Raw genomic sequence first — 12,473 nt, 5'->3', positions numbered from 1 at the left:
TGCTTACCTGTCTCTAAAAGGGTAGGCGAGGAAAATGAAAAAGGTCGGCAACTTCATCAGAAAAGTTGCCGACCTTTTTTTGTTTAAATGCAGACAAGGGCTTGTTTTAGCCTTGTTGTGGGTTAAATATTTGTAATATAGTTATTTATGCTGAAATCAAATGCTTTTGTATATCAGCAACCAGACTACTGGCTCCAATACGGAATAAATCTTTGGTGAGCCATTCTTCTCCCAATATTTCTTTTACTATGGTATAATATTTAACGGCTTCTTCGGAAGTGCGTACACCACCAGATACTTTAATTCCGACCTTCTTTCCGGCGATAGATTCGTATGTTTTTACGACTTTACACATCGTATAGACAGCTTCCAGGGTTGCTCCCGGATATCCTTTGCCTGTTGATGTTTTAATGAAATCAGCACCACTGTAAATGGCCAATATGGATGCTTTCCGAATGTTATCGGCTGTTGCCAAAGCACCAGTCTCCAGAATAACTTTCAGATGGGCTTCTCGGCAACTTTCTTTTATTTCTTGCAGTTCTTCTGCTAGTTCCTCGAAATTATCTTCCATGAAATACCCCAGATTCAGTACTACATCTATTTCGTCGGCTCCTTCCATAACGGCCATGGCAACCTCTGCAATCTTTACTTCTACAAAGGTCTGTGAAGCGGGGAAACCAGCGGCTACAGAAGCTATTTTTACCTCTTGTGCTGTCAGTGCTTGCTTTACAGTCTCAACAAATAGGGGATAGGTACAGATGGCTGCTACATTCGGAACATCAGGCCGGGTTCCTTCAAAATCGTTTACCTGTTCTACCATCTGCCAGATGCTTTCTTTTGTATCTAAGCTTGTAAGAGAGGTAAGGTCGATGCAGCCGTGTATGAATTTTAACACTTCAGGGGTGAAGTTGGCTTTGTAATTCTTTTCAATCAGTTTATCTACAGTTTCTTTAATCTGTTCCTCCGGTTGAGCCGGTTCAAACTTATTGAATGCTTCGTGATACTTGTCTGCGTGAGAGGTTTCATGATCGTGTCCGCACTCACAGTCGTGGGTATGTTCGTGTGCCATAAATTATAATTTTTTATTGTTGATATGTCGTTCTTTATCGCGATCGGTTTTCTTTTGCAAATTCTTCTCGAAGGCTGCAGTCATATCTACGCCCGTTTGATTGGCCAGGCAGAGTAGCACCCAAAGCACATCGGCCATTTCATCGCCCAGATCCCGGTGTTTGTCGCTTTCCTTAAACGATTGTTCGCCATAAGTACGTGCCATGATACGTGCCAGTTCGCCTACTTCTTCGGTAAGAATAGTCATATTGGTAAGCTCATTGAAATAACGAACTCCGTAAGTCTTGATCCAATTGTCAACCTTTTGTTGAGCTTCTTGTATAGTTATTTCCGCCATTTGTCATTCTTTGTTTTGCGAGTCTATAAGAATAGTAACAGGCCCGTCGTTTAATAGTTCAATCTTCATGTCGGCACCAAACGTCCCTGTGGCTACTTCTTTGCCCAGCTGGATACCCATTTCGGCACAGAAAGCCTCATACATCGGGATGGCAAAGTCTGGTTTGGAAGCATGGATGTAGGAGGGGCGGTTTCCCTTTTTTGTAGACGCATGCAGTGTAAACTGGCTTACTACCATGACTTCTCCCTGAGTTTCTGTTACTGAATGGTTCATTACTCCGTTTTCATCATCAAATATGCGCAGGTTTGCTATCTTTTTGCAAAGCCATTCAATGTCTTCCTGTGTGTCACGGTCTTCAATGCCTACAAGGACAAGCAATCCTTTTCCGATTTTCGATTTCAGTTGCCCGTCAATCGTTACCGAAGCATATTGTACGCGTTGTGTTACTGTTCTCATCTTATATATTTTTCTCTTTTTATTGATTTACGAATAATCCTTCCTTTAAAATCATTGCTTTGGCTTCGCCTATTAGCTTCTTTAGCTCTTCAAAATCGGCTTCCCTGATGCGTTTTACGCTTTTATACTGACGTAAAAGTACGGTTTTTGTCTTTTCACCAATGCCTTTTATGTTATCCAGTTCTGAGGCGACCTGGGTTTTGCTTCGCTTATCTTTATGGAAAGAGATAGCGAAACGGTGTACTTCGTCCTGCATGCGCGTCAGAAGATGGAACAGAGGGCTGTTTAGCTGCATGCCTATCGTCTCCGGTGGAAATCCGAATAACAGCTCCGATGTACGATGTTTTCCGTCCTTTGCCAATCCTGCTATCGGAATAGTAAGCTGTAGTTCGTCTTCAATAACGGAACGTACAACTTCCATTTGCCCTTTGCCTCCGTCTGTTATAATCAGGTCGGGCAGGGGAGTATTTTCTTCTTTGGCACGTAGATAACGGCGGCGTACTACTTCTTTCATGGAAGCGTAGTCGTCCGGGCCAACAACTGTTTTGATATTGTATTTACGATAATCTTTTTTTGAAGGTTTTCCCATCTTAAATACGACACAAGCCGCAACTGCGTCGCTTCCTTGTATGTTGGAGTTGTCAAAACATTCGATGTGTACGGGTAATTTGGGCAGATGCAAAGCATCCTGAATCTCCTTTAAAATGCGTGTAGTACGTTGCTCCGGATTTAGTTTCTCGGATTGTTTCAGGCGGTCTACCTTGAATTGTTTTACGTTCATTTCTGATAGTTCCAGCAGTTTCTTCTTGTCTCCCCGCTGTGGGATAGTAAAGGTTATGTTGCCAAGCTCCATTTCCAATTCAAAAGGTACAATTATTTCGCGTGCTGTGCTCTTAAATCGTTCCCGCATTTCTATGATGCCTAAGCTTAGAAGCTCTTCTTTCGATTCGTCCAGCCGCTTCTTGTATTCAAATGTGTAAGCTTGGACTATCGCACCGTTGCCGATATGCATGAAATTGATATAAGCCGAATTTTCGTTTTCTGCAATAGAAAATACATCTATATTGTGCAACATAGGTGTTACAACGGTAGACTTAGCCCGATAATTTTCTATAACTTCGTACTTTTCTTTTACCTTCTGAGCTTCTTCAAACTTCAATTCTCCGGCAAGTGTCTGCATTTCTTCATATAGCATCTTGCTTATCTGCGAAATATTTCCGCGTAATATTTCTTTTATTTCGGAGATATTCTTTTGGTATTCTTCCAAGCTTTGTAGTCCTTCACAAGGGCCTTTGCAGCGTTTGATGTGATATTCCAGGCAAATCTTATAGCGTCCTTCACGAATAGATTCCGGTGTAAGGGGATATTTGCAGGTGCGTATCGGATAAAGTTCCTTTAGCATTTGCAGCATTACTTTGGCCGTAAACAGGGAAGGATAGGGGCCATAGTATTGCGATCCGTCACGTATAATGTTTCTTGTTTGGAATACGCGTGGAAAATATTCATTCTTTACTACGATAGAAGGATAGGTTTTGTCGTCTTTCAGCAAAACGTTGTAGCGCGGACGATATTGCTTGATTAAATTATTCTCGAGTAAAAGAGCATCTTCTTCCGTATCTACCACTATATATTTAATGTCGCGTATTTGCTTTACAAGTACGCGCGTTTTGTTGCTGTCGTGTTCCTTGTTGAAATAAGAAGATACGCGGCGTTTCAGGTTTTTGGCTTTGCCTACATATATTATAGTTCCTCTTTCGTCAAAGTATTGGTAGCATCCCGGTTTTTCCGGGATGACAGAGAGGATCGTTTTAATATGTGTTTCTTTATCTATTGCCATTGTTATTGCCTTTGTCTTCCGCAAACCCAGTCTTTTAGCTACGTTTGCTGAAGTAATGTTTCACGTGGAACAATTCGCATATTTTTCTTATCTTCCCAAAAGCACCAGCAGAATATTGATGTCGCTCGGCGATATTCCCGGAATCCTGCTTGCCTGAGCAATGGTGTCCGGATCTATCTTTGTTAACTTCTGGCGTGCTTCTGTGGATAGAGATTGTATGGAATTATAATCGAACTTATCTTTGATACGAATGTTTTCCAGGCGGTTTATTTTATCTGCTATGATTTGTTCGCGTTTGATATAGCCGCTGTATTTAATTAATATTTCGGCCGCTTCGATAATTTCTTCTTTTCGTGAAGCAGGAACTTTGTCCAATTCGGAACGCAAAGCAGGAACCAGTTCTGCAATATTGTTTAATGTCGTTTGAGGACGCACAATCAGGTCGATCAGTTTACAACCGTGGGCTAGGGGAGTTGTCCCCAATTTCTCTAATCCCTCATTTATGTATTGAGGCTTTACGGAATAGTTCTCGCAAAATTGGATAATAGCATCCCGGCTGTCTTTCTTTTCTTTTAGCAAGTCGTAGCGATGCTGTGTAGCCAATCCTAACTTGTATGACTTTTCGGTGAGGCGCATATCGGCATCATCCTGACGAAGCAAGATTCTGTATTCTGCTCTCGAAGTAAACATGCGGTAAGGTTCGTCTACACCCTTGGTTACAAGATCGTCGATCAAAACGCCAATGTAGGCTTCGTCTCGTCCCAATATAAACGAGTCGCCACCGTGGCAATTGATGTGCGCATTGATCCCGGCTATCAGCCCTTGTCCGCCTGCCTCTTCATATCCGGTGGTTCCGTTGATTTGTCCGGCAAAGAACAGATTCTTGATTTGCTTCGTTTCCAGATTATGGTTAAGCTGTGTAGGATCGAAGAAATCGTATTCTATGGCGTACCCCGGACGATATATCTGTATATCGCGGAAAGCCGGTATTTGCTGTAAAGCGCGTAGCTGAATGCCCAAAGGCAAAGAGGATGAGAAACCGTTCAGATAATATTCTTGTGTTGTCTCTCCTTCCGGTTCCAGGAATAGCTGGTGTTGCGTTTTATCCGCAAAAGTAATGATCTTTGTCTCGATACTGGGGCAATAACGCGGCCCTATGCTTTGAATCTGCCCGTTATATAGTGGCGAATCGGGAAGCCCCTGGCGAAGTACTTCGTGGCAAGCCTCGTTTGTATAGGTTGTCCAGCAGCTTAGTTGCTTTAATACTTGGTGGGGCGAGTCAAGATATGAAAATTTATGGAAATCGGTTTCGCCCGGCTGTTCGCCCATTTCATCGAAGTGTATGCTCCGGCCATCAATGCGTACCGGTGTGCCGGTCTTCATTCGTTCTGCTTTTATGCCTAACGATACCAGTTGTTCGGTGATACCTTTTGAAGCCGGTTCCGCAATGCGTCCTCCTCTTATCTGAGTACGGCCGATATGTAATAAGCCATTCAGGAAGGTTCCGTTTGTAAGGACTACCGCTCCTGCTTTAAACTCTACATGCATGCCGGTGCGTACACCACATACGCGCCCGTTTTCTACGATGAGTTCGTTTACCATATCCTGCCAAATGAACAAATTGTCGGTATTCTCAACAATACTTCTCCAACAGTCTATAAAGCGTGCACGGTCACTTTGAGCGCGTGGGCTCCACATTGCCGGTCCTTTACTTCGGTTCAGCATGCGGAACTGGATGGCGGTTTTGTCCGTTACTATTCCCATCTGTCCACCCAAAGCATCTATCTCGCGAACGATTTGCCCTTTGGCTATTCCTCCTACAGCAGGGTTACAACTCATCTGGGCGATCTTATTCATGTCCATTGTTATCAACAGCGTTTTCGATCCCAGATTAGCCGCCGCCGCCGCCGCTTCACAGCCTGCATGTCCGGCACCTACTACAATTACGTCATAATTAAAAGTCATTGTCGTAAATCTCTATATTTCTTTTGCAAAGATAGTCAGATTCGGGTAGGTTTTAGACATCTATACTTTTCTTTTTGCATATAGGAGAATCTATTTCAAAGTATAGGATAATTTATTCTTTTGAGCAGCCGGAATTTAATTTCTACCAAGCTAATAATTAATTTTGTCCTGGTAGGAAATTAATTTTGACCCGGGTCAAAAGAATAATTATACAGGATCTTTTTCTTAAAAAGTGCTGTATTTTAATTTAGTAAATCGTAATGGTGAGTATAATCAACAGTGTAAGAGGGCTATACCGGTTTGTTTAGCCGTTATAAAGAAGTAGTTGCTGTATAAAAAAGACGTTAGGTTATGAAATGCGACATTCCTTGGGCAGGATTGCCAGTGCTTTATTCTCGTTGGCTTCCATGATTTCGCGCTCGCCTGGCCCTTTGTCATTGATGCCACAAAGATGCAGTATTCCGTGAATAATAGTCCGGTGAAGTTCTTCTCCATAATTGGTGTGGAAAGTTTCTGCATTTGTCTTGACCGTATCGAGGCTGATAAACAGATCTCCCGATATGCGGTTCCCGTTTGTGTAGTCAAATGTTATGATGTCGGTATAGTAATCGTGCTGTAGGAATTGGCGGTTTACTTCCAGTATCTTTTCGTCCGAACAAAAGATATAACTGATATTCCCCACGGTTTTACCATATGTTTTAGCAACCTCACGCACCCATCCGCTTACGGCTTCCTGATGGATGGATGGCAAATTTATGTCTTCGGCAAAGTAAGCTATCATTGTTTCTTTTTTTGCAAAAGTACGATATTCTTCCGATTCGGTTATACGCAATGCCGTTTTATTGCCCTGCAATCATCCGAAGAACAGATATGCCATTGCGATAGCGGCAATAGCTCCGGCCAAATCTGCCAGTAAAGCGCACTGTACGGTGTAGCGCGTATTCCGGATACCTACACTTCCGTAGTATAGAGCAACGACATAGAAAGTCGTATCGCACGAACCTTGTACAATGGATGACAGACGCCCAACAAAAGAGTCGGCTCCGTACGTGTTCATTGCGTCCAGCATCATTCCCCTGGCTCCGCTTCCACTGAGCGGTTTCATCAGCATGGTTGGCAGAGCTCCTACAAATTCGGTGTTTATCCCCAATGAATTAATTCCTATGCGAATGCCTTCAATTATGAAGTCCATTGCTCCTGATGCACGAAATACGCCTATACCCACCAGAATGGCTACCAGATAAGGTATGATGGTAACGGCCGTATGAAATCCTTCTTTTGCTCCTTCGATAAAGGTATCGTATACGTTTATCTTCTTGCGTATGCCGCTTATAATGAATCCGCAGATAATGGTAAACAGCAATGTGTTGGCAAATAAAGTGGAATAGAGAGACACCTGTTCCTGGTCCAATGACTTGAATAACCACACTAATCCTCCGATGAATAGGCCCATTCCGCCAAAGAATAGTATGAGGTTCTTTTGCAGTATATTAATGCGTTGCTTCAGGCAAACAGCCAGTATTGCAACTAATGTGGAGGTAAATGTTGCCAGCATGATAGGCAGGAACACGTCCGAAGGGTTGGCCGCCCCGAGTTGTGCCCTGTACATCATAATGGTTATAGGGATAAGTGTTAGACCTGATGCGTTGACACAGAGGAACATAATCATTGAATTGCTGGCCGAATCCTTGTCTTTGTTTAGTTCCTGTAGCTGCTGCATAGCCTTTAATCCCATGGGCGTTGAGGCGTTGTCTAGTCCTAACAGGTTGGCTGACAGATTCATAAATATAGATCCGGTAGCGGGATGGTCTTTCGGAATATCAGGAAACAGTTTACTGAATACAGGCGATGCCATCCGTGCAAAAGATTGTATTAATCCGCCTTTCTCTCCTATCTTCATTATTCCCAACCATAAGGAAAGTATGCCGGTAAGTCCCAGCGATATTTCAAATCCTGTTTTGGCAGAATCGAAGGAAGCATTAATAATTTCGGTAAAAATTGTTGTGTCTCCACCTATCAGCAGTTTACCTAAAGCAACTACAAATGCAATAAGAAAGAAAGCAATCCAGATATAGTTTAGTACCATAGTTTGAAATAGAAATGTTAATCTTTATCTTTTCGGAAGATAAAATAAGAACCTAAAATAGGTCGCATTTGACAAAAATACGAATTAATTGCCAATAGATTTGTATTTTTGCTACCTAATAATTGTAAGAGGTATGAAGAAGATATTAGTTACCTATGACATGTTTCGCGAAGGATTTGCGGAGTTGGAGAGCAAATACGAGGTTACCTTTCCTGATGGACGGGACTTTACGTATGAAGAGGTGTTTGAAATGATACCTGAATATGACGTGCTTTGTTCCATGTTCGATTTTCCGGTGAATAAGGAACTTATTGATCATGCACCGAAGTTACAGATGGTTGCCAATTATGCTGTTGGCTATAATAATATAGATGTAGCCTATGCGGTAGAGAAAGGAATTGTCGTGTCTAATACTCCCGGTCCTGTGACGGCTCCAACCGCTGATATTGCTTTGGGATTAATATTAGATACAGCCCGTCGTATTACCGAATGCGATCGTAAGTTGCGTACATTGGGAAAAGAGATGAAAGTTGGTGTACTCGAGAATCTCGGAATGCCTATTACCGGACAAACATTAGGAATAGTAGGTATGGGACGAATCGGGAAAGCGTTGGCTAAACGTGCCCGGGCTTGTGGTATGGAGGTCATTTATCATAACCGCCGCCAGCTTTGTATCGAGGATGAAACCAAACTGGGGGTGACTTATGTTTCGTTTGAAGACTTGCTGGCACAATCTGATTTTGTTTCTTTGAATGCACCGTATACTCCTGAAACATATCATATCATCGATGAATCCGCATTAAAAAGAATGAAACCTACTGCTATCCTGATTAATACGGGTCGCGGCCCTTTGGTGGATGAACATGCTTTGGTGAAGGCGCTGCAGGAAGGCATTATTTATGGTGCCGGATTGGATGTATTTGAATTTGGCGACTATCCGTTACCTGAATTGCTCGGGATGGATAATGTAGTACTTACTCCACATATCGGGACACAGATAACAGCTACCCGTATAGAGATGGCACGTGCCGTGTCGGATAATGTAATCGGATTTCTGGAAGGCGACCGCCCTGTGTCACGGGTATTGAAACCATGACGGCGGAATTTGTGTTGAATGAGTTGTTGTCCGTTGCAAACCCTGAGAAAGCCGTTTTCTTACAACGATTTTTTAAAACAGGCCCCGGACAGTATGCCGAAGGTGATATCTTTTTGGGGTTAGTGGTTCCTCTTACCCGGAATATTGCTAAGGCAAATAAACAAACCCCTTTGTCCGAATTGCAGGTACTAGTGGAAAGTAGGTACCATGAAGCCCGTCTTTGTGCCCTATTGATCGTAGTGGAACGGTTTAAGAAGGCTTCTTCGGCAGAACGGGAGGCTCTTTATAAGTTTTATTTGAAGAATGCCCGTTATATTAATAATTGGGATTTGGTGGATGTAACTTGTCCTCATGTGGTTGGTGCCTATTTGTTGGATAAAGACCGTTCGCGCCTGTATGAACTGGCAGAGAGCGATAACCTTTGGGAACAACGTATTGCCATGGTATCTACTGTTGCATTTATACGCAAAGGCGAATTCACCGATACATTGGCTATTGCGGAACGATTAATGACACATAAGCATGATTTGATGCATAAGGCTGTAGGCTGGATGTTGCGTGAGGTTGGTAAGAAAGACCGGAATACATTGACCGATTTCCTGGAAAAGTATGCTACTTGTTTACCCCGTACAGCTTTGCGTTACGCAATTGAGCATTATCCGGAAGATCAGCGGCAATATTTTTTGAAGAAGAAATGATTAAATGAACGAGACAGTAAAAAAGCAACTCCAAAAGTGGGCAAAGCAATATAATACAAAATCATTTATAGCGGATGATCCAGTGCAATTCCCTCATCGTTTCCACAAAAAGCAAGACATCGAAATTTCGGCCTTTCTCACTGCCTGGATTTCTTATGGTAGAAGGCCGAATATCCTTAAGAAGGCCGAAGAATTGCATCTGATTATGGGATCAAGTCCGTATGAATGGTTGATGAATGACGGTATATCTGCCATTTCATCGTTTAAAACGAATGATCCGGCTATACGTAATACTTTCTATCGCTTTTATACTTATTCGGACTTAGAGGGGCTTTGTTTGCGTCTGAGAGAAATATATTTGAGGTATGATTCTTTGGAAGATGCTTTGCACGACATTCCGCATCTTGCACCTATCCCCAGGCTACAAGAGTTATTTTGTAATGTGAATGGTATTCCTGTAATAAGTGGCAATTCAGCTTGCAAGCGGTTGGCAATGTTTCTGCGCTGGATGGTTAGGGTGGATGGAATCGTAGATTTTGGTATATGGCAATCTGCTGTTAAGCCACACCAATTGCTTATTCCTTTAGATACGCATGTTTACCAGATATCGATAGAACTGGGCTTAACAAAGCAGAAGACAGCTTCTATGAAGGCAGCCTATGAGATTACAGAAGCCTTGAATACAGTCTTTCCCGGCGACCCTTGTCTGGGTGATTTTGCTTTGTTTGGATATGATATTAATAAATAAGAACAGATGAATACGATCTCTTCCGTATGCGTGTATTGCGCATCGAGTACAAAAATAGATGCTGTCTATTTTGAGGCAGCGAAGCAATTAGGGACTTTGTTGGGTGAACGGAAACTTAGGGTGGTTAATGGTGCGGGTTCTATAGGATTGATGCGTACTGTTTCGGATGCCACATTGGAAGCCGGCGGTACAGTAACAGGCGTAATTCCCCGGTTTATGGTGGAACAGGATTGGCATTATACCCGATTGACCGAATTAATCGAGGTCGATACAATGCATGAGCGTAAGCAACTGATGGCTGATACGTCTGATGCGGTGATTGCACTTCCGGGTGGTTGTGGTACATTGGAAGAGCTGTTGGAAGTGATAACCTGGAAACAATTAGGTTTGTATCTCAATCCGATTGTAGTCTTGAATGCTAATCATTATTTCGATCCTTTGCTTGAAATGCTTCAGAGATGTATGGACGAACATTTTATGCGTCCTCAGCACGCTGCCATGTGGGCTGTAGCCGAAACAGCCGAACAGGCAGTTGAATTGATTTATTCTATGCCTTCCTGGGATAAAAATACCCGTAAATTTGCGGCTATTTAGCTTTAATAGCCGTACAATTTCTAAAGCATGGATTCCGGAATTATTTGGCAAGAATATATTTATTGGAAATATTTGCCGATATACGGGAGTTCTTTCAATGGCAAGTCTCTTTTTACGGTGAATACGATAAAAATGAGTAATAATGTGCTGCGGTAAACTAATCGTATGATTTCCGAATCTATTTTGGGGAGCATTCCTGCCAAATATAGAATTGTAGCCAGGCTTGCATACAGGGCTGCCGATTTTAAATCGTATTGTATCGGAAACCTCTTTTGTCCGATGAAGTATGAAAGAAGCATCATTAACAAATTACAGCAGAAGGATGCCCAGGCACAAGCCATATATCCGTAAGTTGGCCCGAAAAAGAGTATGATGGATACGGTAGCAATACATCCGATAGTTGAAAAATAGGCTCCCCATTGTGTCTGGTCGATTAGCTTATACCAGAATGAAAGATTAAAATAAATACCGAAGAAAAGTTCGCCCAGCATTACAATCGGGACGACACGTAGACCGGGGTAATAGCTTTTGTCTACGAAATACTTGAAAATATCTATGTAGAACGTAACGAAGAGAAAGATAAAGAGCGTGAAGATAACGAAGTATTTCATCGCTTCCGAATATGCTTTTTTACTCCCCTCTTCTTTGTTCTTGGCGAAGATGAATGGCTCGTAGGCGTAGCGGAAAGCTTGGGTGAACATAACCATAACCAGCGCTATTTTGAAGCAGGCACCGTAAATGCCGAGCTGCTCGTTTGCATATTCTTTGTCGGCAAATAGAAAAGGAAACAGGATTTTATCGGCCGTCTGGTTAAAGATTCCGGCTATTCCCAATATCAGGATCGGGAATGAATAACGCAGCATCTGCCTCCAGACCTGCAGGTCGGGTTTATGCCGGAAACCGGGTATCATGTCGGGAAGCAGCATAAGGAATGTTACAACAGTTGTTATCACATTTGAAATAAAGATGTAACCGACACTGTAATCTGCATGAAAGAACCAATCCACCGCTGAAGGATAATGTTTCATAAGCCACGGGCAGATGATAAGGAAAAAGATATTCAGTGCAATGTTGAGGAAAATGGTCAGCAGTTTAAGGAAAGCAAAGCGTATGGCCTTGCCTTTGTATCTGAGGTAGGCAAAAGGGATGCAGCAGAAAGCATCTATCCCAACTGTGATTCCCATCATCAGGATATATTCCGGATGGTTTGCATATCCAAGTGTGTTACTAATGGTTCCGTAGAATGGCAGTAACAGAAGAATGAATGCAATAGAACTTATGCCCAAACTGAATAGAGCGGTCGAATAAATACGTATCGGTTCCTGTTCTTCTTTTTTATTGATGAAACGGAAGAAACCCGTTTCCATCCCGTAAGTAAGTAATACAAGCAACAGGGCTATCCATCCGTAAACATTGGTTACAATCCCAAAATCGGCAGTGCTTGCCAATACGCGCGTATACATAGGCACTAGCATCCAGTTGAGGAAACGGCCTAAAATACTGCTAATTCCATATACGGCTGTCTCTTTAGCCAACCGCTTCATTCCTTGCGCCATATAATTTGATTTAAGCCGTTATTCTTTGACGG

At 42.5% G+C, this 12,473-nt stretch carries 12 protein-coding genes; 4 read left to right on the top strand and 8 right to left on the bottom strand.

Annotated elements, in window-relative coordinates; genetic code table 11:
• Nucleotides 1-145: 145 nt before the first annotated feature.
• From deoC to CTY47_RS10830, 7 genes are all read right to left on the bottom strand, one after another.
• Nucleotides 146-1,069 carry a deoxyribose-phosphate aldolase gene (gene deoC, locus CTY47_RS10860; RefSeq protein WP_099464766.1) on the bottom strand — a complete coding sequence of 308 codons (924 nt, stop codon included), beginning with the start codon at nt 1,067-1,069 and terminating at the stop codon, nt 146-148.
• A gap of 3 nt (nt 1,070-1,072) precedes the next feature.
• Nucleotides 1,073-1,405 (bottom strand): nucleotide pyrophosphohydrolase, encoded by a 333-nt coding sequence (locus CTY47_RS10855; RefSeq protein WP_099464765.1) that lies wholly within the window; start codon nt 1,403-1,405, stop codon nt 1,073-1,075.
• Nucleotides 1,406-1,408: 3 nt separating this feature from the next.
• Nucleotides 1,409-1,861, bottom strand: coding sequence for a D-aminoacyl-tRNA deacylase (dtd, locus tag CTY47_RS10850; protein WP_099464764.1), 453 nt, complete (start codon nt 1,859-1,861; stop codon nt 1,409-1,411).
• A 19-nt stretch (nt 1,862-1,880) separates the two neighbouring features.
• Nucleotides 1,881-3,698: an excinuclease ABC subunit UvrC gene (uvrC, locus tag CTY47_RS10845; protein ID WP_099464763.1), complete on the bottom strand. Its 1,818-nt coding sequence runs from the start codon at nt 3,696-3,698 to the stop codon at nt 1,881-1,883.
• Nucleotides 3,699-3,785: 87 nt separating this feature from the next.
• Nucleotides 3,786-5,663, bottom strand: a complete 1,878-nt coding sequence (mnmG, locus tag CTY47_RS10840) for a tRNA uridine-5-carboxymethylaminomethyl(34) synthesis enzyme MnmG (protein ID WP_099464762.1) — start codon at nt 5,661-5,663, stop codon at nt 3,786-3,788.
• 349 nt (nt 5,664-6,012) lie between these two features.
• Nucleotides 6,013-6,444: an rRNA maturation RNase YbeY gene (gene ybeY, locus CTY47_RS10835; protein ID WP_099464883.1), complete on the bottom strand. Its 432-nt coding sequence runs from the start codon at nt 6,442-6,444 to the stop codon at nt 6,013-6,015.
• A gap of 72 nt (nt 6,445-6,516) precedes the next feature.
• Nucleotides 6,517-7,749, bottom strand: coding sequence for a nucleoside recognition domain-containing protein (locus tag CTY47_RS10830; protein ID WP_099464761.1), 1,233 nt, complete (start codon nt 7,747-7,749; stop codon nt 6,517-6,519).
• Nucleotides 7,750-7,882: 133 nt separating this feature from the next.
• On the opposite strand from CTY47_RS10830, the gene CTY47_RS10825 reads away from it, so the two are divergent.
• From CTY47_RS10825 to CTY47_RS10810, 4 genes are read left to right on the top strand one after another with little or no spacing between them, the layout of a single operon-like run.
• On the top strand, nt 7,883-8,845 hold the full coding sequence (locus tag CTY47_RS10825) for a 2-hydroxyacid dehydrogenase family protein (protein ID WP_099464760.1): 963 nt from the start codon (nt 7,883-7,885) through the stop codon (nt 8,843-8,845).
• Nucleotides 8,842-9,543, top strand: coding sequence for a DNA alkylation repair protein (locus CTY47_RS10820; protein ID WP_099464759.1), 702 nt, complete (start codon nt 8,842-8,844; stop codon nt 9,541-9,543). Before CTY47_RS10825 ends, CTY47_RS10820 begins: the two co-directional genes overlap by 4 nt.
• Before the next feature lie 4 nt (nt 9,544-9,547).
• Nucleotides 9,548-10,291 (top strand): TIGR02757 family protein, encoded by a 744-nt coding sequence (locus CTY47_RS10815; RefSeq protein ID WP_099464758.1) that lies wholly within the window; start codon nt 9,548-9,550, stop codon nt 10,289-10,291.
• A gap of 6 nt (nt 10,292-10,297) precedes the next feature.
• The gene (locus CTY47_RS10810) at nt 10,298-10,885 is read left to right on the top strand and encodes an LOG family protein (protein WP_099464757.1); all 588 of its coding nucleotides are present in this window, start codon (nt 10,298-10,300) and stop codon (nt 10,883-10,885) included.
• 59 nt (nt 10,886-10,944) lie between these two features.
• On the opposite strand, the gene CTY47_RS10805 is transcribed toward CTY47_RS10810, so the two are convergent.
• A complete protein-coding gene (locus tag CTY47_RS10805) occupies nt 10,945-12,441 on the bottom strand; it encodes a lipopolysaccharide biosynthesis protein (protein ID WP_099464756.1) in 1,497 nt (498 codons plus the stop codon).
• Between the last annotated feature and the right edge of the window lie 32 nt (nt 12,442-12,473).

This window comes from Parabacteroides provencensis (genome assembly GCF_900232875.1).
Classification (GTDB): domain Bacteria; phylum Bacteroidota; class Bacteroidia; order Bacteroidales; family Tannerellaceae; genus Parabacteroides; species Parabacteroides chinchillae.
This window is presented reverse-complemented; position numbering and strand designations above follow the sequence as displayed.